This is a genomic window from Pseudomonas sp. EA_65y_Pfl2_P74, assembly GCF_963970575.1.
Taxonomy (GTDB): Bacteria; Pseudomonadota; Gammaproteobacteria; order Pseudomonadales; family Pseudomonadaceae; genus Aquipseudomonas; species Aquipseudomonas baetica_A.
Genome location: NZ_CAXAOQ010000015.1, coordinates 1 through 23,333, shown reverse-complemented (window position 1 = coordinate 23,333; position 23,333 = coordinate 1). Strand labels below are relative to the sequence as shown.

At 58.0% G+C, this 23,333-nt stretch carries 21 protein-coding genes and 2 pseudogenes; 13 read left to right on the top strand and 10 right to left on the bottom strand.

Going from position 1 to position 23,333, the window contains the following annotated elements:
* Positions 1-10: 10 nt before the first annotated feature.
* The 7 genes from flgK to AACY18_RS14000 form a co-directional block, all read right to left on the bottom strand.
* The gene (flgK, locus tag AACY18_RS14030) at positions 11-2,056 is read right to left on the bottom strand and encodes a flagellar hook-associated protein FlgK (protein WP_339432634.1); all 2,046 of its coding nucleotides are present in this window, start codon (positions 2,054-2,056) and stop codon (positions 11-13) included.
* A 24-nt stretch (positions 2,057-2,080) separates the two neighbouring features.
* A complete protein-coding gene (flgJ, locus tag AACY18_RS14025) occupies positions 2,081-3,376 on the bottom strand; it encodes a flagellar assembly peptidoglycan hydrolase FlgJ (protein WP_339432635.1) in 1,296 nt (431 codons plus the stop codon).
* An 11-nt stretch (positions 3,377-3,387) separates the two neighbouring features.
* Entirely contained in the window at positions 3,388-4,476 is a 1,089-nt protein-coding gene (locus tag AACY18_RS14020; RefSeq protein ID WP_221732045.1) for a flagellar basal body P-ring protein FlgI, read from the bottom strand.
* A gap of 27 nt (positions 4,477-4,503) precedes the next feature.
* Positions 4,504-5,199, bottom strand: a complete 696-nt coding sequence (flgH, locus tag AACY18_RS14015; RefSeq protein ID WP_339432636.1) for a flagellar basal body L-ring protein FlgH — start codon at positions 5,197-5,199, stop codon at positions 4,504-4,506.
* A 52-nt stretch (positions 5,200-5,251) separates the two neighbouring features.
* Positions 5,252-6,037 (bottom strand): flagellar basal-body rod protein FlgG, encoded by a 786-nt coding sequence (gene flgG / locus AACY18_RS14010; RefSeq protein WP_187677348.1) that lies wholly within the window; start codon positions 6,035-6,037, stop codon positions 5,252-5,254.
* Positions 6,038-6,082: 45 nt separating this feature from the next.
* Positions 6,083-6,823 carry a flagellar basal body rod protein FlgF gene (locus tag AACY18_RS14005; protein ID WP_221732009.1) on the bottom strand — a complete coding sequence of 247 codons (741 nt, stop codon included), beginning with the start codon at positions 6,821-6,823 and terminating at the stop codon, positions 6,083-6,085.
* A gap of 310 nt (positions 6,824-7,133) precedes the next feature.
* A complete protein-coding gene (locus AACY18_RS14000) occupies positions 7,134-8,693 on the bottom strand; it encodes a sigma-54-dependent transcriptional regulator (RefSeq protein WP_221732010.1) in 1,560 nt (519 codons plus the stop codon).
* Positions 8,694-9,018: 325 nt separating this feature from the next.
* Here AACY18_RS14000 and phhA point away from each other — a divergent pair, with 325 nt between their 5' ends.
* From phhA to AACY18_RS13970, 6 genes are all read left to right on the top strand, one after another.
* Positions 9,019-9,810 carry a phenylalanine 4-monooxygenase gene (gene phhA / locus AACY18_RS13995; protein ID WP_339432637.1) on the top strand — a complete coding sequence of 264 codons (792 nt, stop codon included), beginning with the start codon at positions 9,019-9,021 and terminating at the stop codon, positions 9,808-9,810.
* 107 nt (positions 9,811-9,917) lie between these two features.
* On the top strand, positions 9,918-10,274 hold the full coding sequence (locus AACY18_RS13990; protein ID WP_003222798.1) for a 4a-hydroxytetrahydrobiopterin dehydratase: 357 nt from the start codon (positions 9,918-9,920) through the stop codon (positions 10,272-10,274).
* A complete protein-coding gene (locus AACY18_RS13985) occupies positions 10,274-11,467 on the top strand; it encodes an amino acid aminotransferase (RefSeq protein ID WP_339465191.1) in 1,194 nt (397 codons plus the stop codon). The genes AACY18_RS13990 and AACY18_RS13985 overlap by 1 nt, the downstream gene beginning before the upstream one ends.
* 270 nt (positions 11,468-11,737) lie before the next feature.
* Complete coding sequence (locus AACY18_RS13980; RefSeq protein WP_260455831.1) at positions 11,738-11,869, top strand: hypothetical protein; 132 nt, start codon at positions 11,738-11,740, stop codon at positions 11,867-11,869.
* Positions 11,870-11,939: 70 nt separating this feature from the next.
* On the top strand, positions 11,940-12,122 hold the full coding sequence (locus AACY18_RS13975) for a hypothetical protein (protein WP_042558181.1): 183 nt from the start codon (positions 11,940-11,942) through the stop codon (positions 12,120-12,122).
* 103 nt (positions 12,123-12,225) lie between these two features.
* On the top strand, positions 12,226-13,425 hold the full coding sequence (locus AACY18_RS13970; RefSeq protein WP_339432640.1) for an MFS transporter: 1,200 nt from the start codon (positions 12,226-12,228) through the stop codon (positions 13,423-13,425).
* On the opposite strand, the gene arfB is transcribed toward AACY18_RS13970, so the two are convergent.
* Complete coding sequence (arfB, locus tag AACY18_RS13965) at positions 13,422-13,835, bottom strand: alternative ribosome rescue aminoacyl-tRNA hydrolase ArfB (RefSeq protein WP_339465190.1); 414 nt, start codon at positions 13,833-13,835, stop codon at positions 13,422-13,424. The two genes, AACY18_RS13970 and arfB, sit on opposite strands and share 4 nt — an antisense overlap.
* Positions 13,836-13,973: 138 nt before the next feature.
* Between arfB and AACY18_RS13960 the strand changes: the two genes are divergently transcribed.
* The 5 genes from AACY18_RS13960 (at position 13,974) to AACY18_RS13940 (ending at position 20,295) form a co-directional block, all read left to right on the top strand.
* A complete protein-coding gene (locus AACY18_RS13960) occupies positions 13,974-15,395 on the top strand; it encodes a site-specific integrase (protein ID WP_339465189.1) in 1,422 nt (473 codons plus the stop codon).
* A 464-nt stretch (positions 15,396-15,859) separates the two neighbouring features.
* Positions 15,860-16,078 (top strand): helix-turn-helix transcriptional regulator, encoded by a 219-nt coding sequence (locus tag AACY18_RS13955; protein WP_273217484.1) that lies wholly within the window; start codon positions 15,860-15,862, stop codon positions 16,076-16,078.
* 603 nt (positions 16,079-16,681) lie between these two features.
* Positions 16,682-17,296 (top strand): hypothetical protein, encoded by a 615-nt coding sequence (locus AACY18_RS13950; protein WP_339465187.1) that lies wholly within the window; start codon positions 16,682-16,684, stop codon positions 17,294-17,296.
* 201 nt (positions 17,297-17,497) lie between these two features.
* A complete protein-coding gene (locus tag AACY18_RS13945) occupies positions 17,498-18,511 on the top strand; it encodes a toprim domain-containing protein (RefSeq protein ID WP_339465186.1) in 1,014 nt (337 codons plus the stop codon).
* On the top strand, positions 18,508-20,295 hold the full coding sequence (locus AACY18_RS13940; RefSeq protein WP_339465185.1) for a DUF927 domain-containing protein: 1,788 nt from the start codon (positions 18,508-18,510) through the stop codon (positions 20,293-20,295). Before AACY18_RS13945 ends, AACY18_RS13940 begins: the two co-directional genes overlap by 4 nt.
* Positions 20,296-20,904: 609 nt before the next feature.
* On the opposite strand, the gene AACY18_RS13935 is transcribed toward AACY18_RS13940, so the two are convergent.
* Complete coding sequence (locus AACY18_RS13935) at positions 20,905-21,165, bottom strand: ogr/Delta-like zinc finger family protein (RefSeq protein ID WP_339465184.1); 261 nt, start codon at positions 21,163-21,165, stop codon at positions 20,905-20,907.
* A gap of 127 nt (positions 21,166-21,292) precedes the next feature.
* On the opposite strand from AACY18_RS13935, the pseudogene AACY18_RS13930 reads away from it, so the two are divergent.
* Positions 21,293-21,745 (top strand): annotated as a pseudogene (locus AACY18_RS13930) (GPO family capsid scaffolding protein); the annotation flags it as partial.
* 178 nt (positions 21,746-21,923) lie between these two features.
* Positions 21,924-22,646, top strand: coding sequence for a hypothetical protein (locus tag AACY18_RS13925; RefSeq protein WP_339465183.1), 723 nt, complete (start codon positions 21,924-21,926; stop codon positions 22,644-22,646).
* A 489-nt stretch (positions 22,647-23,135) separates the two neighbouring features.
* Here AACY18_RS13925 and AACY18_RS13920 read toward each other — a convergent pair.
* Positions 23,136-23,333 (bottom strand): annotated as a pseudogene (locus AACY18_RS13920) (IS3 family transposase); the annotation flags it as partial.

Genomic DNA, 23,333 nt, shown 5'->3' with positions numbered 1-23,333 from the left:
TTACGACTCCTTAAAGGCTGTTAATCAGTGTGGCGAAAGTTTCCTGCGCAGCTTTGATGATCTGCGAAGACGCTGTGTAGTACTGCTGGTATTTGACCAGGTTGCCGGTTTCTTCGTCCAGGTTGACCCCGGACAACGAGTCGCGAGCACCTTTGGCGTTATCCAGAATCGCCGTGGTGGCCGCGCTGTCGGACTTGCCTTGGGCGGTCTTGGTACCGACGTTGGTGACCAGCTTGTTGTAGGCGTCTGTCAGGCTGATGCCCTTGCTCGCCGAACCGGTGTCGACGGTCTGTTGCGTTTGCAGGCCAACCAGGGCCTGCGCATTGCGATTGTCCGAGGACGCCGCACCGGTCAGGTTCATGGTGAAGGTTTCGCCGGACTTCGGCGTGCCGCCGACGGTAGTCTGCACCGTGAAGGTCTTCTGTACGTTCGGCGTGACGGTTGTGTCCATCACCGGGTTGCCGCTGGCATCGACGACGCCGACTTGCAGGTTCAGCGTGTTCGATTGGCCAGGAACGATCGTGCCGGTGCCAATGGTTGCCCCCTTGGCATCCACCAGGTTGTACGACTGGCTGCCACCGCTCGCCGCGCCGAACACCAGCTTGACCGGCGTCGAGTTCTTCAAAGCCGCCTGCATATCAGCCTGGGCAGTCGGGTTGTAGATATCAATCTTGTCGCTGAGCGTCGGCTGAGTGTAAGTCCCCAGGCCGGCAGCGCTGGCCACGCCGGTCAACGGACCTGCCGCAGCAATTTTCTTCGGATCGGTGAGCACCGTCTGGATGCTTGTGGCCGCATTACGGGTCGGAGTCACTTTAAAGGTGTCACCGGCGCTCAACGCACCACCATTGAGTGCGAGGGTGAAACCGTCGATCACTGGCGGCGGATTGGTCGTAGTGCTGAAGGCGCCCAGGTCGGTACCGTCAGAACGCTTGACGGTGTAGTCAGTGGCGCTGGTGAACGTTACCTGATAATCGCTGGTGGTCAGCTTGCCGGTGTCCTTGATGGTGACATCGAGGTTGCCCGAACCTGCACTGTTACCCGACTGCGCGATGCTGCGCTGACTGATCAGTGCGGCACTGTTGATGTTGTTGAAAATCGCCGCGCCGAAGTCACCGTTCTTGTCGATGCCTTGGGCTTGCTGGCTGTTGACTTGATCAGCGATCACCAGCGCCACTCGGCCCAACTCGTTGAGTGACGGGTCAAGGACTTCTTTGCGGTAAGTGAGCAGGCCGCCAATTTCGCCACCGCTCATCGCCGAAGTGATGTCGATGGTGCTCGAACCGCGATCCATCTGGATGGCCATGCGCGACGGATCGGTTTTGCTCGCGACCATGCTCAGCGTGTTGGTGGTGTTGCCGATCACCAGCGGCTGACCGCTGCCAATGTAGACGTCGAAACTGGTGCCACGCTCAACAACCTGTGCGCCCGTCAGTTCGGAGAGCTGGCGAACGGCTTCGTTACGGCTGTCCAGCAGATCGTTCGGCGCGCCCCCGCTGGTGGAGATCTCACCGATCTTCTGGTTCAGATTGGCAATCGAAGTGGCCAGTTTGTTCACCTGGCCCGTCATGTCGCCAAGGCTGCCGTTGATGGTGGTGTTCTGATCGTTGAGCTGTTTGGCGATGGTATTGAAACGACTGGTCAGCGCCTGAGCCCCCGTCAGCACCGATTGACGCGAGGTATCATCGGTCGCCGACGTCGAAACGCCCTGCATCGTCGTGAAGAATTTTTGCAGCACACCGGTCAGGCCGGTGTTGGTGTCCGACAGCATGGAGTCCAGCGGCGTAGCCTGGGCCAGAAAAGAGGCCGACTCGCTGTCGAGCGAGGTTGCTGTGTGCAGTTGGCTTTCCAGATATGAGTTATACACCCGGCGCACGTCAGCCAGGGTCGTGCCCGTACCAATGAAAACAGTGCCGAACTGCTGCGAGGATTTGGTGCCCTGCACGGTTTGCTGACGTGAATAACCGGCGGTGTCGACGTTGGCAATGTTGTTGCCTGTCGTAGCCAAAGAGGACTGGCTGGCCGACAGTCCCGACATCCCGATATTGAGCAAACTCATGGTTCAGACCTTATACCTTGTGCCTTATAAAGGCGTGGTGGATACACCCGCCGCAGCGTAGTTTTGGAAACTGTTCATCTGCTTGGCAATCTGCGAAATCTTGTTTGCGTAGTTCGGGTCGGTGGCGTAACCGGCCTTTTGCAACTCGCGTACAAACTGTTCTGGGTTATCGGCCGACTTCAGCACATCTTGATAGCGATTATTGCTCTGCAGCAAAGTCACCAGATCATGGAAGCTGTCCTTGTACGAGGCGTAGGAACGGAACTCGGCCGTCTCCTTGACCATCGCGCCATTACGGAACTCGCTGGTGATTGCCCGGGCCGAATCACCCTTCCAGTTACTGCTGGCCTTGATGCCGAACAGGTTGTGGCTGCTACTGCCATCCTGTGCGCGCATGACCGATTTGCCCCAACCGGTTTCCAGTGCCGCTTGCGCCACCAGATAACGTGGATCGACACCGATACGGTCAGCCGCTTCCTTGGCCATGGGCAGCATGGTGTTGACGAATTCGTCGGCGGAGCTGAAGGCTTTCTTCGCCGGGGCCAGCGGAATCTGTGCCACCGCACGGCCGTAAACCTGCATCTGCCCGCCGGAAGCCTTATCGGCCTCGGCGCGTGCCAGCCAGTCGCCGTTGTACAACGGACCTGCGCCAGTGGTGGCGGCCGTCGTAGCGCGCTGTGGCAATTGTGTCGCGGCGTTCGTCGCAGTGGCCGACGGCACCAGACCCGCGAGCAGGCGATCAGCCAGTTTCGGTGGCAAAGCCAAACGCCGCTGATTGATCAATGCCATGTCGTTGCGATGGTCCAGTTGCGTGTTCGGCGCATTGACTGAACGCGAGGCCCACAATGGACGTTCGCCATTGAGTCGCGACAACGGGCCATGGGTGGCGACCGTGCCAGCGGCAATCGGCGTTGCCACGGCAGCAGCCTTGGCTTTGGCTTCTTCCTGCTTGGCGGCGGACGCGGCCGCCGCCTCGCCGGACGCCAGGGGCTTGTTCTTCGACATCTGGCGCATCAGCACGTCGGCCAGACCGATACCACCGCCCTCGCGGGACAGCGACACCGCCAGTTGCTGGTCGTACATTTCCTGATACTGCTTGGCCGCCGGCGTGTTGAGCGGATTGTCCTGCCCCAGCGCCTCGGTGGCCGAACGCATCGACTTGAGCATCTCGCCGAGAAACAGCGACTCGAACTCCTGCGCCACTTTGCGCATGTTCGCATCGCTGTCCTTGTCGCCAACCTTGAGCTGGTTCAGGCGATTGAGGTCAGAGTAAGAACCCGAATCGCTGCTACTGACCAGCCCGCTCTTGCGCATGTCCATGGTCGTCGTCCTCAGATCACGATCAGGTCGGCTTGCAACGCGCCGGCCTGCTTCAGTGCTTCAAGGATCGCCATCAAGTCACCCGGCGCCGCGCCGACCTGGTTCACCGCCCGGACGATCTCGTCGAGGGTGGTGCCCGGGCCGAACTTGAACATTGGCTTGGCTTCTTGCTGGGCATTGACCCGCGAGCGCGGCACAACGGCAGTCTGGCCGTTGGACAACGGGCCCGGCTGGCTGACGATCGGGTCTTCGGTGATGGTCACGGTCAGGCTGCCGTGTGTCACGGCGGCTGGCGAGACTTTCACGTTCTGACCGATGACGATGGTGCCGGTACGCGAGTTGATGATGACTTTGGCCACCGCCTGACCGGGGTCGACTTCAAGGTTTTCCAGAATCGACAGATAGTCGACACGCTGGCTCGGGTCGAGCGGTGCGGTGACGCGAACCGATCCACCATCAACGGCCTGCGCCACACCAGGGCCGAGCATGTCGTTGATCTTGTCGACGATGCGCTTGGCAGTGGTGAAGTCAGAACGATTGAGGTTCAGCGTCAGGCTGTTGCCCTGGTTGAAACCACTCGGCACCGAACGCTCCACCGACGCACCGCCAGGAATACGACCGGCCGACGGAACGTTGACAGTGATCTTCGAACCGTCGCGACCTTCGGCATCAAAACCGCCCACCACCAGGTTGCCCTGAGCGATGGCGTAGACATTACCGTCGATACCCTTGAGCGGCGTCAGCAGCAACGTGCCGCCGCGCAGGCTCTTGGAGTTACCGATGGACGAAACGGTGATGTCGACTTGTTGACCCGGTTTGGCAAACGCAGGCAGATCGGCACTCACCGACACCGCCGCGACGTTTTTCAACTGCACGTTGCCCGACCCTGCCGGCACCTTGATGCCGAACTGCGAGAGCATGTTGTTGAAGGTCTGCAGGGTGAACGGCGTTTGCGTCGTCTGGTCACCGGTGCCATTCAGCCCGACCACCAGGCCATAGCCGATCAACTGGTTGGAACGCACGCCGGAAATGCTGGCGATGTCCTTCAACCGTTCGGCTTGTGCATTGAAGGCCGCCGACAACAAAAACGCGGCCACCATAAGGCTTCTGAAATTCAACGTAGCCACCTAGAAAGGGAACAGCGGGCTGAGGAAGAAACGGTCGAACCAGCCTGGCTGACTCGCATCGGCAAACGAGCCGGTGCCCGAGTAGGTGATGCGCGCATCGGCGACACGGGTCGACGACACGGTGTTGTCAGTGGCGATGTCATCGGCACGTACCAGACCGGCGATCCGCACCAGCTCATCGCCGGTATTGAGGGTCATCCACTTCTCGCCGCGCACAGCGATGATGCCATTGGGCAGCACGTCGGCCACGGTCACGGTAATCGAACCGGTCAGGCTGTTGCTCTGGCCGGACTTGCTGTCGCCCTTGGTCGCGCGGTCGCCGCTGTAGCCGACATCCAGGCTCAGATCAGTACTGCCCAACGGGTTGTTGAGGGTACCGCTGCCGCCAAACAACGAAGTCAGGCCGATGCCGGTCTTGCTGTTCTTGGCCACTTGCGAGTTGGCGTTTTTGCTCGCCTGGGTTCTCTCGTTCAGGGTGATGGTGATGATGTCACCGACCCGGAACGCCTTGCGGTCGCTGTACAGGTTCTGCTCGAAGCCGGCCTGATAGATCGAGCCGTTGTTGGCAGCCGCTGGCAACGGCGTGCGCGGCAACACCGGAGCGTAGTAAGGGTCATTGGGCTTGGGCGTCGGAGCGACGCAGCCCGCGAGCGAGACGACTCCACTCAATGCCAGAACAGATACGAAGCGATTCATGACCCTACCTCACGGTGTTGCAGGCGACCTCATGGCCGCCTCATAGACTTGATTACAGATTCTGCGTTACGAACGAGAGCATCTGGTCGGCGGTGGAGATCACCTTGGAGTTCATCTCGTAAGCGCGCTGAGTGGTGATCATGTTGACCATCTCTTCAACGGTGCTGACGTTGGAGGTTTCCAGGGTGTTCTGCAGCGTGGTGCCGAAACCGTTCAGGCCCGGCGTACCGACTTGCGGTGCACCCGACGCAGCGGTTTCCAGGAACAGGTTGTTACCCACCGCTTGCAGACCGGCCGGGTTGATGAAGTCGGCGGTTTGCAGGTTGCCGATCACCTGGGATGCCGGGTTACCGGCAACGGTGATCGAGACGGTGCCATCACGACCGACAGTGAAGGTCTGCGCATCGTTCGGGATGACGATGGCGGGTTCCAGGGCGAAACCGCTGGCATTGACGACCTGGCCATTGGAATCGAGGTGGAAAGTACCGTCACGGGTGTAGGACGTGGTGCCGTCCGGCTGCAGAATCTGGAAAAAACCGCGACCATCAACGGCCAGATCCAGCGGCTGCTCGGTGGTTTGCAGGCTACCGGCGGTGAAGTTTTTCTGCGTACCGACGATACGCACACCCGTACCCACTTGCAGACCCGACGGCAGCTCGCTGTCCTGAGTCGACTGGGCGCCTGGCTGACGCTTGATCTGATACAGCAAGTCCTGGAACTCGGCGCGATCACGTTTGAAACCCGTGGTCGAGACGTTCGCCAGGTTGTTGGAAATGGTCGTCAGGTTGGTGTCCTGGGCGGACAGACCTGTTTTGGCAACCCATAGAGCCGGAAGCATTCGATTCTCCTCGTGCGCCTGTTTTACGGCGCGACGTTCTGATAATTAGCTGATCTGCAAGACCCGAGCCATGGCCTGGTCGTCGTCTTTGGCGGTGTTCATCATCTTGACGTGCAACTCGAACTGCTTGGCCAGGGCCAGCACCGATGTCATCTCTTCCACGGCATTGACGTTGCTCGACTCCAGGAAACCCGACACCAGTTTGACATTGGCATCGGCCGGCGCAGGCTTGCCGTCCTTGGTGTAAATCGAGCCATCGAGGCCCTTGTTCATGTTCTTGATGTCCGGGTTGACCAGTTTGATCCGGTCCACCTCTGCCATGACGCGCGGGCCTTCGCCCATCGCACGAATACTGATGGTGCCGTCTTCACCGACTTCGATCTTCTGCTCGGGCGGCACGGCGATCGGACCGCCATTGCCCATCACCGGCATGCCGTTGCCGGCGCGCAGTACGCCGAGGGCATCGACATTGAGGCTGCCGGTGCGCACGTAGCTTTCGCCACCGTTCGGGTTCTGCACGGCGATCCAGCCATTGCCGGCCACGGCGACGTCGAGGTCACGGCCGGTCTGCACCAGCGAGCCTGGGGTGAAATCAGTAGCGGGACGTTCGCTCATGGCATACGCACGCGCCGGAAAGCTGTCACCGAACACCGGCATCGAACGCGCCTGCTCCAGGTCGCGCTGAAAACCGTTGGTGGAGATGTTCGCCAGGTTGTTGGCATGCGCCTTTTGCGCCAGTGCGTTCTGGCTGGCGCCGGTCATTGCCACATAAAGGTACTTGTCCACACTCTTTCCTCTGCATGCCGGACGTTTGCCGCCCACCGCTGTACTGCTGAGCCATAAGCAATTTGCAGACCAACTTTTTTCTGGCGGCTTCAGGCCCGGCAAACAAAGGACTTGAGGGGTTTTGCGCGAACGGGAGAAATGTATCGAAGTCGAAAAACCGGCGGTGTTATGCCGGTAGGTGGCAAAGCCTGGCGCTGAGGTTGTCGGCACAAACGCCTTCGCGAGCAAGCTCGCGCCCACAGCGATTGCATTGCAAATGTGCAAGCAGGCTTGCTCGCGAAGAGGCCATCATTACCCACACATGTTTGGGCTATGAATCGGTTTTACCGACTTCATACTCCCGCAACTTATTGGCAATGGTCGTATGCGAAACCCCCAACCGCTTGCCTAATTGCCGACTGCTCGGATGCTCGGAATACAACCGCTCCAGCACTGCTTTCTCAAAGCGCCCGACAATCTCGTCCAAACCACCCTCCAGCGAAAAATCGCCAAGCGGCTGACGCACGCCGTAATCCGGCAGACGAATATGCTCAGCCTTGACCGTGCCGCCATCACACAGCGAAACAGCCTGGAACAGCACGTTTTCCAACTGCCGCACATTGCCCGGCCAATGGTAATGGCTGAGCCGGTCCATCGCCGCCGGTGCCAGTTTGGGCAGCGAACACCCGATCTGCCGACTGGCCTGATCGAGGAAGTGCTCCACCAGCGGCGTCAAGCCATCGAGGCATTCACGCAACGGTGGAATGTGCAGCGAAAGCACGTTCAAGCGGTGATACAAATCCTGGCGAAACTCACCGCGCGCGCACAGCTCCGACAAGTCGACCTGCGTGGCGCAGATCACCCGCACATCCAGATAAACCTCTTCGTCGCTGCCGACCCGACGGAAACAGCCATCCTGCAGAAAACGCAGCAACTTCACCTGCAAACGCGGGCTCATCTCACCGACGCCATCGAGAAACAAGGTGCCGCCCGCCGTCAGCTCCAGCAGCCCGAGTTTGCCTTCGGCGCGCGCACCTTCGAAAGCACCCGGGCCATAGCCAAACAGCTCGGTCTCAGCCATCGACTCCGGCAGCCCCGCACAATTGAGCGCCATCAACGGCGACTGCCCACGCGGACTGGCGAGGTGGCAGGCGCGCGCCAGCAACTCCTTGCCCGTGCCGGTCTCACCCTCTATCAATAAAGGTGCGTCCAATGGCGCCATGCGTCGCGCCTCGCGCACCACCGCGGCCATGACTTTCGAGCTTTGGAAGATGCTGTCGAACCCGCGCAACTCTTGTTTGCGCACGTTATAGATGCGCTCGCCGACGCGGTCGGCGCGATGCAACGTCAACACCGCACCAGCCATGGCTTCGCTGTCGTCGTGCTCTGATTGCAGCGGTGCGATGTCGGCCAGAAAGACGTCACCCTTGACCTTGACCCGCATACCGTTGATTCGCGATTTGTTGGCGCGCACCAGTTCCGGCAAATCGAAATCCTCGGCATAGCGCGAGAGCGGAATCCCCGGCACCTCATCAACCCGTACGCCCAGCAACTGTGCCGCCGCCCGGTTCGCCGCGACAATCGAGCCGCCCATGTCGATCGACAGCACCGGGAATTCCAAGGCGCCGAGCAAGGCATTCAACTCCATGTGCCGTCGCTCGCTGGGCATCAGCCCTACTCGCTTGACCCCGAACACCCCGGCAATCGCCTCGAACTTCGGCCGCAGCGCCTGGAACTGGATATTGATCAGGTTGGGACAATGCAGATAGATCGCGTTGCCGTGCTCACCACCGACCTCGCCGCGCGCGACGTTGATTCCGTAAGCCACCAGCAGGTTGAGGATGTCGCGCAAGATACCGATGCGGTTCTGGCAGTGGACTTTGATGCGCATAGAAAAGGCCTGACAAGGATGAGGTTGAACACAACCCCTGTGCAAGCAAGCGGCTCCCACAGGGTTTTGCGGCGCACCCTGGTCTCACTTTTCTGTCGAGGCGCGCAGATAGTCGTCAAGATTATGTGACACCCAATAGCCTTTTCAAACCTGAAAATCGCAGCAAACGCGAAGCAGACTACAATCCGTAACGAATACTTTACGAAAATCGACGATCTTTCCTACAAGGACGCCATTCAACCCGCTGCAAATCAACACGCTCTCGAGTCATTCTGAGTCCATCGCTGGACATAACAAGAACGAATTCCCCTAGCAGGAGAGCAGCATGAAGCAGACGCAATACGTGGCCCGCGAGCCCGATGCGCAAGGTTTTATCGACTACCCCGCCGAAGAACACGCGGTGTGGAACACGCTGATCACTCGCCAACTGAAAGTGATCGAAGGCCGTGCGTGCCAGGAATATCTGGACGGTATCGAACAACTCGGCCTGCCCCACGACCGCATTCCGCAACTGAGCGAAATCAACAAGGTGCTCGGTGAAACCACTGGCTGGCAGGTCGCTCGCGTCCCGGCACTGATTCCCTTCCAGACGTTCTTTGAACTGCTCGCCAGCAAGCAATTTCCGGTGGCCACGTTTATTCGTACCCGCGAAGAACTCGACTACCTGCAAGAGCCGGACATTTTCCACGAGATTTTTGGTCACTGCCCGCTGCTGACCAACCCGTGGTTCGCTGAATTCACCCACACCTACGGCAAACTCGGCCTGCAAGCGACCAAGGAAGAGCGCGTGTACCTGGCGCGCCTGTACTGGATGACCATCGAGTTCGGCCTGGTCGACACCCCGCAAGGCAAGCGGATCTACGGCGGCGGCATCCTGTCCTCACCGAAAGAAACCGTTTACTGCCTGTCGGACGAACCTGAGCATCAGACATTCGATCCGCTGGAAGCCATGCGCACGCCGTACCGCATCGACATTCTGCAACCACTGTACTTTGTCCTGCCAAACCTCAAGCGCCTGTTCGACGTGGCCCATGAAGACATCATGGCCATGGTCAGACAAGGCATGCAGTTGGGTCTGCATGCACCAAAATTTCCGCCGAAACCAAAAGCGGCGTGAACCGTGGCTTTTGCTTACAAGTGAGTCTGTCCGTTAGCGCCACTTTGGTTTAGCGTGGCGCAATTGACGACCGTTATAAAAAAAACACTCGATTCAGGAATCCAACCATGTCCACTTTGAACCAAGCCCACTGCGAAGCCTGCCGCGCCGATGCGCCACAAGTCAGCGACGAAGAACTGCCGATCCTGATCAAGCAGATCCCTGACTGGAACATCGAAGTACGCGACAGCATCATGCAGCTGGAGAAAGTCTTCCTGTTCAAGAACTTCAAACATGCACTGGCCTTCACCAACGCCGTCGGCGAAATCTCCGAGGCCGAAGGTCACCACCCGGGCCTGTTGACCGAGTGGGGCAAAGTCACCGTGACCTGGTGGAGCCACTCGATCAAAGGCCTGCACCGCAACGACTTCATCATGGCCGCACGCACCGACGAAGTGGCCAAGACCGCAGAAGGACGCAAGTAATGCACTTCGACGCCATTGGCCGGGTACCCGGCGACCCGATCCTCGGTTTGATGGAGGCGTATGCGCAGGACAGCAACCCGCGCAAATTCGACCTGGGTGTTGGCGTCTACAAGGATGCCCAAGGCCTCACGCCAATCCCCGAGGCAGTGAAGATCGCCGAGGCACGGCTGGTCGAAAGCCAGGACACCAAAACCTACATCGGCGGCCACGGCAATCCGTTGTTTGGCAAAGTCATCAATGAGCTGGTACTGGGTGCTGACTCGAAGTTGATCGCCGAACAACGCACCGGCGCTACTCAGACCCCGGGCGGCACCGGTGCCCTGCGCTTGGCCGCCGACTTCATCGCGCAGTGCTTGCCGGGCAAAGGCGTATGGCTGAGCAACCCGACCTGGCCGATCCACGAAACCATTTTCGCGGCGGCCGGCGTCAAGATCAGTCACTACCCGTATGTGGGCAGCGATAACCGTCTCGACGTCGAAGCCATGCTCGCAGTGCTCAATGAAGCACCGAAGGGCGATGTGGTGCTGTTGCATGCGTGCTGCCACAACCCGACCGGTTTCGACCTGAACCACGACGACTGGCAGCGCGTGCTGGACGTCGTGCGCCGTCGCGATTTGCTGCCGCTGATCGACTTTGCCTACCAGGGCTTTGGCGATGGTCTGGAGCAAGACGCGTGGTCGACCCGCTTGTTCGCCGCGCAACTGCCGGAGTTGCTGATCACCAGTTCCTGCTCGAAGAACTTCGGCCTGTATCGCGACCGCACCGGCGCGCTGATCGTCTGCGCGAACACCGCCGACAAGCTCATCGACATTCGCAGCCAACTGGCCAACATCGCCCGCAACCTGTGGTCGACCCCACCGGATCACGGCGCAGCCGTTGTAGCGACCATCCTTGCCGATCCGGAGCTGAAAAGCCGCTGGGCCGACGAAGTGGAGGCCATGCGTTTGCGTATCGCGCAATTACGCAGCGGTTTGGTCGAGGCGCTGGAGCCCCATGGTCTGCGTGAGCGTTTTGCGCACATTGGCGTGCAGCGCGGAATGTTCTCTTACACCGGCCTGTCACCCGAGCAAGTGAAACAACTGCGCGAGCAACACAGCGTTTACATGGTCAGCTCAGGCCGGGCGAACGTGGCCGGTATCGACGCCACGCGCCTCGCCTTGCTGGCACAAGCGATCGCTGACGTCAGCAAATAGATCCAGCCACACAAACCGCTGTGGGAGCGGGCTTGCTCGCGAAGGCGCAGTGTCAGTCGACAATTAAGTTGCCTGATACACCGCCTTCGCGAGCAAGCCCGCTCCCACATTTACGTTGCGGTGATCTTTGTTTTTGCTCCCCCTGCGGCCATTTGTCGCAATAATTCGAATTAAAAGTCTGATTGTCATTTTTCCTGCTGTATCCTGCTCAGGCTTTCAAAAAGCGCGGATCTACCAGATCTATCAACAGACTTAGCGAGGAGCGCAACCATGCACGAGATTCCTAATCTCCCCTTCCCAAGCCTGCACGTACCTGAGCAGACGACCACGCAACAAGCCGGCGCGGGGCAGCCCGAACCGAAAGAAGCCGTTGAGAGCCGTCCGGCCGACAGCGAAGAGTAACCCCGCCGTACAGACCGTGTGGAAAGCGCTAACATGCGCTTTCCACACTGCCTGAAACCCCGAGCCCGCCATGACCGACGAATTCTCCGAAAGCCAAGCCGCCGTTCTGATCGGTGCCACCGAGAAAATGATCGAAATCTGGAGTCGGCTCTCCCCCGAGAAGCAAGCCGCCCTGCTCGCCCGTTTCGGCAGCGAAGAGAACGCACTTGCCGCACTGGTCACCACGCAACTGGTCGCCCCCGCCAAACCCTGAAACCGTCGACCGGCAAATAGTTTTACTTTTCCCCGCCCCTGAAACGTTCGCGCCGGTATCATGAGCAGCCTATCTAATCTGCTGCTCCCGTGGACCTTTACCCATGTCGTTCTCTATGTCAGAGCCCCAGCGCCCCCTGGCGGTCACGCTGCAAGTCGTTTCCATCGTCCTCTTCACCTTTATCGGCTATCTGAACATCGGCATTCCACTCGCTGTACTGCCGGGCTACGTCCACAGCGACCTAGGTTTCGGCGCGGTAATCGCTGGCCTGGTGATCAGCGTGCAGTATCTGGCCACCCTGCTCAGCCGTCCGTATGCAGGCAAGATCATCGACAACAAGGGCAGCAAGCTGGCAGTGATGTATGGCTTGGCGGGCTGTGGTTTGAGCGGTGTGTTCATGCTGATTTCGGCATGGACACCGAACATGCCGATGCTCAGCCTGATCAGCCTGTTGATCGGCCGACTGGTGCTGGGCAGCGCGGAAAGTCTGGTCGGTTCCGGCTCGATCGGCTGGGGCATTGGTCGGGTTGGCGCGGCGAACACCGCCAAAGTGATCTCGTGGAACGGCATCGCCAGCTATGGCGCGCTGGCAATTGGCGCACCGTTCGGCGTGTGGCTGGTCAGCCGTCTGGGCTTGTGGAGCATGGGGGTCAGCATCATCCTGCTGGCTGCTTTGGGCCTATTGCTCGCCTGGCCGAAAACCGCCGCACCGATTGTCGTCGGTGAACGTCTACCGTTCATGCATGTGCTGGGCCGCGTCCTCCCTCACGGCTGCGGCCTGGCGCTGGGCTCAATCGGCTTCGGTACCATCGCCACCTTCATCACCCTCTATTACGCCACTCAGCACTGGGACAACGCGGTGCTCTGCCTGAGTCTGTTCGGCGCCAGTTTCATCGGTGCGCGCCTGCTGTTCGGCAACCTGATCAATCGTCTTGGAGGCTTTCGCGTGGCGATTGCCTGCCTGTCGGTGGAAACCCTTGGCCTATTGCTGTTGTGGCTGGCACCGGATGCCCATTGGGCATTGGCCGGCGCAGCGTTGAGCGGTTTTGGTTTCTCGCTGGTATTCCCGGCGCTGGGTGTGGAAGCGGTGAATCTGGTGCCCGCGTCCAGTCGCGGCGCGGCCGTCGGCGCTTACTCGCTGTTCATCGATTTGTCGCTGGGGATCACCGGGCCATTGGCCGGCGCGATTGCGGCAGGCTTCGGTTTTGCCTCGATCTTCCTGTTTGCCGCCCTCGCCTCTCTGAGTGGATTGGCGTTGAGCGTCTATCTGTACCGTCACACCGCCAAGTATCGCGAAGACTAGAAATCCACCTTGCCACGCCCGGCCTTGATGCTGCCGCGTTTGGTTTTCGACTCAAGCCGACGCTTCTTCGAGCCAAGGGTCGGCTTGGTCGGGCGGCGTTTCTTTTCGACTTTGGTGGCGCTCAGGATCAACTCGACCAGACGCTCCAGCGCATCGGCGCGGTTGGCTTCCTGCGTACGATATTGCTGGGCCTTGATGATCAACACGCCGTCGCTGGTGATGCGACTGTCCCGCAACGCGAGCAATCGCTCCTTGTAGAAATCAGGCAAGGACGAGGCCGGAATATCGAAGCGAAGGTGCATAGCGCTGGAGACTTTGTTGACATTCTGCCCGCCGGCGCCTTGGGCACGGATGGCCGTCAATTCGATCTCGGCATCCGGCAGATGCACGTTGTTGGAAACCCTCAGCATTGCATTCTCATAGTGATTCCGAAAACCTCTCATTATCCATAAAGCCCTTGATTATTAGGGTTTTAGGCGTTCTTCTATTGTCTCAGTGTTTCACTCTACAACGTGACTTTTCAGGCGAAACGGGAAACAAACGGGAAAATGGCCAAGCGCATTCGACTGACAGAAATGGAAGCCTACAACGTCAAGGGCAAGAAATCCGAACCGATAGGCTCCCGTGGCAAAGGCACCCTGACACTCGAACGCAAGACGGCGGGGTTCATTAACGGCTACTACCGCGAGCGCACCAACGCCGGGGATAAACGCATAGCACTGGGCACATTGACCAAAAATCCACGTCCCTACACGAATGAAATGGATCTGGACGCCATGCGACTGGCGGCGCTGCGTGTCGCTACCGCGTCAATCGCTGCCGGTGGGCTGGAACAGTACCTGGAACAACAATTGGCCCTAAAGGCCGCCGCAGCGGCAGAGCTGGCACAGGTGGCCGCGCAAGCCGCCCTTGAGGCGAGACGCGGCACCTTTGGCGACCTGTTGGACAGCTACGTCGCCCACCTGGAGAAGTCAGGAAAGGTGAGCCATAGGGCCGTAGCGAACCAGTTCAAGTCCCATATCAAGGACTATCACTCCGAACTCATTCAGCGCCCCGCCGCCCTGATCGAGCCCGAGGATATCCAGCTCATCTTATCCGGCGTACTGGGACGCAAACCCAAGGGCCGGGGGGTCGGTAACCATGCTGCTGGCGGCGCATCAAACGACATGCGCTCGATCTGCAACAACCTCCGTCTTTCACTGCAAGCGGCCTTCAGCCACGCGGTCAAAGCGCACCTTTCCCCGGAACGAATGGCGCGCAGCGGTAAAGTGTTTGCCATAAAGACCAACCCTGTTCGGGATGTTCCGTCCGTGCAGGGAGCAAGGCGCGCCAATACCGAATCATTGACGCCCGTGGAGATGGGCGAGCTGCTGCGTTACCTGGACAAATTGCCCGAGCCTAAACGGGGCATAGCCAACGCCCTAATCTACCTCGGCGGACAGCGAATGACCCAGCTCTGCGCCGTGCCCTGGGACGCCGTTACCGACGACACCATTTGCCTCCTAGATTCCAAGGGGCGCAAAGATCAAGCCTGGGAGCACCTCTTACCTATCACAAAGCGCATTGCCGAAATAATGACCCCCATGGTTGAGCACCACATAGGCGATGGCCCGTTCTCCTTCTCAGAAGGCACGACCGCAAGCACCTCAACGATAATCAAAGCGTTCAGCGAAGCGGGCCAAGTGCTGGCAAAGGCTGGCAAGACTCGCCTCTTCACCTACCGCAACGTCCGTGTTACCGCCGAAACCCTGATGGCGCACCAGGGCATCGGTTCAGAGGTGCGCGCCTGGCTGCTGTCGCATGGCCGCAGTGGGGTGCAAGCCAAGCACTACGACCGATACGCCTATCTACCGGAAAAACGTGCCGCTCTGGAGCAATGGGGACGATATTTGGATGCCTTAGCGAAGGGAGACAAATCCAGTAGCAATGTCGTTTTACTAACTCGACGGAAAAAATCCGACGAACGGTAGTGCGGTAACCATTTCCGGGCATATATGCATATGTGTCCCATATGTCCGTCGGGGCAGCTCTTTTAACGTCAGCAGGCCCTTCAAACACCCTATCTGTCGACACCCTAGTGTTGAATGCGCCTGAAACGTCCCGCTACCATGCGTGTACTGGTGAGTTATGTCGTGACGCCCTAAACACCACAGAACATTGGGCTAATCAGCAAAATCGGTAACTAGCAGACAAGAAAAAGCCCCGGTATTTGACGTACCGAGGCCGATTCGGAAAGGGACGTTGGAGCGTCCCCTGCATACCGCAACAAGCCAGTACACGATCCGAGAGACGAAGCTTTTTGAGGGGCTTCTTTGCGGGCTTTTGGCCTGCCATGAAACTGTATTGCCATGAGGCGGACTATGCAATGTCCTCCCATCGACGCGAACACTTTCACGCTCTCGGCTTTTCCGTACGCCGTTAGAGTAAGCAAGCAATGACGCTATCCACTGACAACAACACCCCACGCCCAAACCTGCCGCGTGCAGGTATCCGAGCCACTACAGAACAACTCTGCACCCTCTACCAGATCAGCCGCACCACCTGGTGGCGCTGGTCTAAAGCCGACAACTTCCCCACTCCCCTTCGCGCAGGCCGCATCCTGCGTTGGGATGCTGAGGCCGTGGACGCGTTCCTCACCAGCCAGAAGGGTTGAGCCATGTCAACTTGCCTAACAGCTCGACCAAGGGTTGCAAACTCGTTCGTGCGCGGCTATCGTTCGTCTGTCGCTGCCAATTCAGCGACCGGGCTTGGTAACCCGTTGAACGTTAGGCGCAACAGCGCCCCCATTATGATTGCAGGCGCTTTTTTTGTGCCCGCAGATCCGTTTTATGGCGGCTGTGCGTGGGAGACCCTCGGGTCTGCCGGGTTCCTAACGTCCCGGTTTACCAACCTGCGTACAGCTGCCACCCATTCGCTTGGTAACGAACGTGGCAGCTCCAACATTACGTTAGGAGCACCATCCATGATCGCCCTCATTCCGACCGCAATTCGCGCACTTGCTCACCGTCGCATGGCCCTGAGCGCCCTCCGCGCAAACTCGTCCCTATCCGTTCGACTCAAACGCTACAACGCCCATATGGCCATTGTCCGAAGCTGTGACGCCATTGCTTCCAACTTACCTGAAACAACGCGGCCCCGAGTAGTTTGCTACCCATTAGCCGGCCACGACTGAGCATAAACAATCTCAGAGTTCTATCGCCTTTCTTGGCCGCTAATAACGGTCGCGTAGCCCAACTTACTCGACGGGTTTAACACAATGATCATTTTTCAAATGCGCAGTAATGCGCTGATGGGATCGGCATGCCCGAAAAAAGCCTCTGGTATCCAGCATCAGGTCAAACAAATAAATCATGACGGGTATGCAGCTCCCGTCCGTACCTATTACCAAGTCGGAGACCAGCAGAATGTCCAGGCTGGGGACTACGGCACCGCGATTGCCGGAGACAGCGGTAAAGCCGTTGTCGGGGAAAGTGGTTTCGCCGTCGTAGGGGATCGCGGCAAGGCTCACGCAGGAGACTTTGGCACAGCCTATGCCGGAGAGTTCGCTACAGCCATCGTTGGAGATTGTGGAGTGGCCACTGTCCGGGACTGTAGCAACGCCGTTGCCGGAGCCCTGGGGACAGCCATCGCAGGTGACTATGGCCAGGCCTCAGCCGGGGCAAGTGGGATGGCCAGCGCCGGAATTAAGGGCGTCGTTTCCGCCGGCGAGAAAGGCGAAATCCGGCTCAGGTACAGAGACAGCCGAGAAGAACGGTTTAGAACCGTTATCGGCTACATCGGTGAGAACGGCCTTATGCCGAACACTGCCTACACACTCGACGATAAACACGCTTTTGTGCGGGCCCACCGTGCTTTGGGGGATGCGCAATGACTACGACTATTCCAACGTCTGTATGGGCGACAGCACAGCAATTATGCGCTCGCTACCAGATCAGTCGTACTACATGGTGGCGCTGGTCTACAACAACGGGCTTCCCAACACCTATCCGCTTTGGACGCGCAATACGCTGGGACATCAACGCGGTAGAGTCCTATCTGATACGGCTGGAATCGCATCAGAGGGGAGGCGCTCATGAATAAGCTCAGCCCTCTTGACCTGATACGACAAACCGCACGGCACGCCTTGACTGCTGCTGAGACGCTTTTGCCTGAATGGCTCCCCCAGGGCGGGCGAAAAGGCCGCGAATGGGTCGCGCCCAATATTGCCCGCGGAGACCGGCAAGCCGGCTCCTTTGGCGTGTCACTCGACTCTGGCCGGTGGAATGACTTTGCCGACAGTAGCGCCCACGGCGGCGACTTGGTTTCGCTGTTGGCCTACCTGCGCAATTGCCGACAGCTGGAGGCAGCAAAGGAAATTGACGAACGCTTGCGCCTGGGGCTGTTCGACCTCACGGCTGCCGATACTCAACAGCTCGAGGACCGCCGCCGACAAACCGAACAGGAGCGCAAAGCATCCTCTCTACGCGCACAGCAACTCCAGGAAGAAAAGCACCTGGACGCTGCTCGCCAGGCTGCGCAGCTTTGGAAAATGGCGAAGCCCGCCGACCGTCTACACACGTATCTGCTGACTAAGGGACTACAACCCTATCAACTACGTCAGTTGGGCCATGGCCGTTTGTTGGTCCCGCTCTGCCATGGTGGCCGCTTGGTCAACCTACAGACCATCACACCTGGTGGCGGTAAACGCTTCCTATCGGGCGGCCGGGTGCAAGGTTGCTACTCCCCCCTGGGCAAAATCTCCGAAGGCTGTCGCCTGTATGTTTGCGAGGGCTGGGCCACCGGCGCAACCCTGCACCGCAACACTGGGAGTCCAGTGGTCTGTGCCATGAACGCAGGCAACCTCAAGCCGGTCGCCATGGCAATGCGTGAGCGCTATGGCGAAACCCTGGATCTGGTGATCGCTGGTGATGATGACCGCCAAACAATAGGAAATCCTGGAAGGTCCGCCGCCAACCAGGCCGCCCGTGCGACTGACGCTCTTGTGGTATTTCCTGACTGGCCTCAAGGCACCCCGACCGACCTATCAGACTTCAACGACCTATACCTCTGGCTAACCGGCCAATTCAAAGAGAGCCGCAAGCCATGAACATCCACGAAAAAAATCCCACCCTGAGCCTGGTCGGCGACCCTAAAGCGCCGTCACCTGAAAAGCTGGAGCGGCCACGCTTTGCCGTTTACGAACACGCCTGCAATGTCGAGGGCAAATCGTACAAGGCTGGCACCTGGTATCACGGCCTAAAACAAGGCGGACCAGAGGAAAAGGCCATTCCGGTGGATCACTGGATCTGCACACCTTTAAACGTTGAAGCTGAAACGGTTAACTCAGAGGACGGCACCATTGGGCGGCTTCTCTCTTTCAGCCACAGGGGAAGGCGTATCGAGTGGGTCATGCCCATGGAAGCACTGGCCGGTAAAGGCGACGAGGTCATGAAGGTTTTAATGAGTCGCGGACTGGTAATCGAGCACCACCAACGACGCCAGATCGTTCCATACCTAGCCAGCCACCAATCGCCCGAGCTGGTGATCGCGACCACCACTAAACCCGGTTGGCACGAGTCTGGGGCGTTTGTGCTGCCCTCTCGCGTCATTGGCGGGGATAACGTGCGTTTCCAGGACTCTGGCCGGTCGATAAACGTATTCACCTGCAAGGGGACTCTCAGCGGCTGGCAAACCGAGATTGCTACACGATGCGTGGGCAACCCCGTGTTGATTCTGTCGGTCTGCTGCGCCTTGGCTGGACCTCTGCTCGCCAAGGTAGGAGTTAATGGCGGCGGCGTTCACCTTGTGGGCGATTCATCAAGCGGCAAGTCGCTCGCCCAGCTCTTGGCGGCGTCAATTTGGGGCAACCCTGGCGCCTTCGCAGCGTCGTGGGACGTGTCGAAGGGCGGTGTTGAGATCGAGGCTGCTTCGCGCAATGACACCGTGTTGATCCTGGACGAAATCAAGCGCGCTGATCCCAAGCGCGTCCAGGAAATGGCGTATGCCATCGCCAACGGTACGGGCAAAGGCACAATGACCCGCGAGCGTGAGGGACGCGCCAAATTGACGTGGCGTGTACTCGCGCTCTCCAGTGGTGAACGATCGTTATCAGACCATGCCGCCATCGGAGGCAGCAGTGCGCACGCTGGGGCCGAGTTGCGCATGGTGGACGTGAATGCAGGTACTCGTACCCATCGTGCCTTCGATGATGTACATGGCCTGACAGGACAAGAGTTTCACCGGACTCTTAACGATGCCGTGTCAAATCACTATGGCCACCTTGGTCCAGCATTTGTGGAGTCTCTGATTCGGCAGCCCGAGGATCTGCACAGTGCGTTCCGGAAGGAGCGGGACGCCTTTGGCACCGATAGCTCACAGGCTGGTCGGGTTGCTGATCGTTTTGCAATTATGGCGTTGGCCGGTGAACTGGCCATCCGTCGTAAGCTGATTAACTGGCCGGAAGGCACAGCCACAAAAGCCTGTTGTCTCTTGTTCAACGAATGGCTCTCAACCGCCGGGGACGGTAACGCTGAAGACCGCCAGATTCTGCGCGGTATCGCTCACTTTATTGCACGCCACGGAGACAGCCGCTTTTCCAGTGTGCACGACACCCATCCAAACGCGAGTGTTCACAATCGGGCGGGCTACTACGAGATTGAGCAAGGAAAACGTCTGTACCTGTTCAACGCACCAGCACTGGAAGAGGCCGCCATTGGCTTTGGCAGAAATCGAATTGTTCGTGCTCTCCAAGGGGTTGACGCTCTGGCCAAAGTGGACGTTGAAGCAAATCAGAAGCGGTCAATGAAACGCTACAACACGCCAGGTGGTGGCGATGCTCGTTTCTACGTGGTCGACCCGAAGAAATTGGAACAGGACGGGGCTAGTCAGTGAACAGCCAGCCTCATGCTTGGCCACCTTCTTGCTGTGGCCAGGCATTCCCTAGCACTCAGCCCTTACTTTCGGCTACCGATGACCGCGACGCTCACCACTACCTGCGCCCTTGGACCTCAGATTCCGAATTCAAATGCGCACACGCTCGTCAAGCGACACATACTTACATGGTCCTCCGAGGTGTCATTTTCCAGAGGGAACAAGGGAATAAGGGAACAGCCCACGAACTACATGGCTTTCATCAATCCCTTAATAGATACGAGAGTAGGGATAAGGGAATACAACTCTGTTCAATAAGGGCTACGGCCATCTACCCCATTCCCTGAAAAAAAAGACAGGGATTGTCACAAGGCTCTGAAAGGCACGGTTTATATGGGCTAGCCCTTAAATCCTTAAATCCCTCGGGTTTTCTAAACCAGACATGCAATGAGGAGATGGCGCACTTTTTTGTTGACAGAACGACGATCAGACACAACTGCGGCCTAAAGCCCCCCACCTCTTGGCGAGCAGCTTTTGACCTCTTCCATACGAATAACTGAAAGATCTGAATGAAAAAGCCCCGCTCGGTTTTCCGGCGGGGCTTTGTTGTTTAGCGATACGAGAGCGTTGTCACGCTGACGATATTCCCAACTGCTCAAACATCTCACGCTGCTGCTGACGGGGAAGCGCATGCAGCCGGTCGAACAGCATCCGGTCAAGTGGCTCTGCTGCCGGAACTAGCGCATGAGAAAACGCCAGAGTCATGACGAAGCGGTGACCGCAGTCCTTGACGTTCAGGCACTGGCAGTAGAGCCGGGCGAACGATGGGGACACATCATCACGCGACGAAATTCGCGCTTTCTCACCACACTCCTTGCAATACACCCGCACTTTTCACCCCGTTCATCGCAACCAAAAAATCAACATATGGTAGTATTATTCTTTTAATAACACTACATGTAGTGTTTTAGTCGTTAATTCAGGCTGTCACAGCTCACCCAAATCAAGGATCTCCTTTATGCCACGTTCACTTGTTTCCTCTTGGAAGCGTGTCGCCATCAGCGGCCCCACCGCCGATGGCCGAGAGATCACCCCCCAAGACCTACGCGACTGCGCAGAAACCTACAGAACGTCGACCTACACTGCCGTCATTTGGGTTGAACATGAGCGCTGGAAGGGCGCCCACGGCACCATCTTCGCAACGCGCCTTGTCAAAGATGATCTCAACCTGGAAAAAGGCCAGGTGGCCTTAGAAGCACAGTTGAAGCCGAACGCCCAGTTGCTCAGGCTAAACAACGAGGGCCAAAAGCTGTTTACGAGTGTGGAAATCACACCCAACTTTGCAAACTCTGGACGCGCTTACATGACAGGCCTGGCCGTCACCGATGAACCCGCCAGTCTTGGTACTCAGGAGTTGTACTTTTCCAAACGTACCAGCAAGTCCGCCTACTACAGCGCATCCATTCCACTGAGATCACAATTTCGCAGTAACAGCCTGCATTTGAGCTTGATAAGTGTGAAACAGAAGCTTAGCCAGAATCTGAACATCATCAAAAATCGACGCGCTTCGAGCCCCAAACAAAGGCCTAACCCAAAGGTACTTTAGCCCAGCGCTCCCAATCTTCCATAACTACCCGAAGGAAAAACATATGACATTTGTTGCTATTGAACGGACCGACTTAGACCAAAGTTTGCAAGAGAAGTTGGCGCACTTTGAGCTAAATCGACATGCGTACCTTGACGTTCAGCAGCGCTTCTCTGAGATAGTCCAGGAGGATCAGCGACTCAGAAACCAAGCGTCGATGCTGGATACGCAAGTCAACGCAACGGACCGAGCTTGGCGACAGTTAGCGAGTGAGCCAAATGCCAGTCAGGCCGAGATCAACGCAGAGATTGAGCGTGGCAGAAAGCTCCAACAAGAGGCGGAAGTACTACGACTCACAGCCGACGCTCGAAGCAGCACCCAGAGTAATTTAATGATTAATTTGGCTGAAGCTCGCATGAAGTTAGTACACGCTCCTGGGGAGATCAACAAAGCGTACTGGCAAGCCCTTCTCGCAAAAGCTTTAACACAGGAAGGTATGCGGGAAAGTCTTCTTGAACTTTTTGCGCTATCGCGCGCGCTGTTCCTAAAAAGCATTGATGAGCATGATGGGGCGTTGTCGAGATGCAACGGTCAACGCGAAAGGCAGGCGAAAATTCAAGAACTCACCTGGAGGGCATTTGGCCAGGAAGTGGAAAAGCTGTTCAACGGTGCTGAACTGGATATACAGGCCCCCACCTTGGCCGTAATGCCGAGTACGGTCCATAGTGAAGCGCCGGTGGAAACACCCGGCGACCTGATGAGACTCAGGCAGGCCCGCAAGGCATAAGCACCGCAAGACCAATGGATTGTTGCTGTACTTTTTACAAGCCGCCTCTGTGCGGCTTTCTTCTTTTCTGGGCTTTTTTTATCGGTGCACCAGGTAGCAACTGCACGACAAAAAATGAAATTACCAAAGCACTGTGAGATTGGCTGCAAGCCATAACACACCTGGCTTACAGGGTTTTCCGTAGCAGATAAGCACTCGCAGATATGCACAAAAAATGTGAGCGGTTCATTTTATAAAAATCCAGCCTACCCCCTATGCACGTTGGCTTTCGTGGTTTTAAACGCCGTTGCTGGCCGGTCACAGCCGCAGCAATCTCTTTGCATTTTTTTGCACAAGCCTGCACAGAATGAAATGGGCTGTCGCCCGCCAAGCCCCACGGCCAGCCTGGGCTAGCGCCCTGATTGCATTACCTATGAAATTGCACAAAAAAATCACACAGAGCGCGTCGGCGGCGGCGTTTTTCAAGGTTGTTGTCGCGTCGCCGTCTAACTATGCCGCTCTTTTCTCGGTCTGCTGCTGCCGATCCGGGTTCAACATCACAGTGCCCATCGGCTCCCAGTTTCTTGTCTGGCCAGACCAGCGTTCCGGGCATTTCTCCCGAGCTTGCTCGTACAGCTCATGACGCCGAGCCAGGATCTGATGATCCTGACCACGGTGCCGTTCGGCCGGGGTCACGAAGCGGATTCG

What these genes read in the sequence shown, in the direction of transcription:
- flgK (WP_339432634.1), bottom strand. Translation starts at nt 2,056, where the DNA reads ATGAGTTTGCTCAATATCGGGATGTCGGGACTGTCGGCCAGCCAGTCC.
- flgJ (WP_339432635.1), bottom strand. Translation starts at nt 3,376, where the DNA reads ATGGACATGCGCAAGAGCGGGCTGGTCAGTAGCAGCGATTCGGGTTCT.
- AACY18_RS14020 (WP_221732045.1), bottom strand. Translation starts at nt 4,476, where the DNA reads ATGGTGGCCGCGTTTTTGTTGTCGGCGGCCTTCAATGCACAAGCCGAA.
- flgH (WP_339432636.1), bottom strand. Translation starts at nt 5,199, where the DNA reads ATGAATCGCTTCGTATCTGTTCTGGCATTGAGTGGAGTCGTCTCGCTC.
- flgG (WP_187677348.1), bottom strand. Translation starts at nt 6,037, where the DNA reads ATGCTTCCGGCTCTATGGGTTGCCAAAACAGGTCTGTCCGCCCAGGAC.
- AACY18_RS14000 (WP_221732010.1), bottom strand. Translation starts at nt 8,693, where the DNA reads ATGCGCATCAAAGTCCACTGCCAGAACCGCATCGGTATCTTGCGCGAC.
- phhA (WP_339432637.1), top strand. Translation starts at nt 9,019, where the DNA reads ATGAAGCAGACGCAATACGTGGCCCGCGAGCCCGATGCGCAAGGTTTT.
- AACY18_RS13990 (WP_003222798.1), top strand. Translation starts at nt 9,918, where the DNA reads ATGTCCACTTTGAACCAAGCCCACTGCGAAGCCTGCCGCGCCGATGCG.
- AACY18_RS13985 (WP_339465191.1), top strand. Translation starts at nt 10,274, where the DNA reads ATGCACTTCGACGCCATTGGCCGGGTACCCGGCGACCCGATCCTCGGT.
- AACY18_RS13980 (WP_260455831.1), top strand. Translation starts at nt 11,738, where the DNA reads ATGCACGAGATTCCTAATCTCCCCTTCCCAAGCCTGCACGTACCTGAG.
- AACY18_RS13975 (WP_042558181.1), top strand. Translation starts at nt 11,940, where the DNA reads ATGACCGACGAATTCTCCGAAAGCCAAGCCGCCGTTCTGATCGGTGCC.
- AACY18_RS13970 (WP_339432640.1), top strand. Translation starts at nt 12,226, where the DNA reads ATGTCGTTCTCTATGTCAGAGCCCCAGCGCCCCCTGGCGGTCACGCTG.
- arfB (WP_339465190.1), bottom strand. Translation starts at nt 13,835, where the DNA reads ATGCTGAGGGTTTCCAACAACGTGCATCTGCCGGATGCCGAGATCGAA.
- AACY18_RS13960 (WP_339465189.1), top strand. Translation starts at nt 13,974, where the DNA reads ATGGCCAAGCGCATTCGACTGACAGAAATGGAAGCCTACAACGTCAAG.
- AACY18_RS13955 (WP_273217484.1), top strand. Translation starts at nt 15,860, where the DNA reads ATGACGCTATCCACTGACAACAACACCCCACGCCCAAACCTGCCGCGT.
- AACY18_RS13950 (WP_339465187.1), top strand. Translation starts at nt 16,682, where the DNA reads ATGATCATTTTTCAAATGCGCAGTAATGCGCTGATGGGATCGGCATGC.
- AACY18_RS13945 (WP_339465186.1), top strand. Translation starts at nt 17,498, where the DNA reads ATGAATAAGCTCAGCCCTCTTGACCTGATACGACAAACCGCACGGCAC.
- AACY18_RS13940 (WP_339465185.1), top strand. Translation starts at nt 18,508, where the DNA reads ATGAACATCCACGAAAAAAATCCCACCCTGAGCCTGGTCGGCGACCCT.
- AACY18_RS13925 (WP_339465183.1), top strand. Translation starts at nt 21,924, where the DNA reads ATGACATTTGTTGCTATTGAACGGACCGACTTAGACCAAAGTTTGCAA.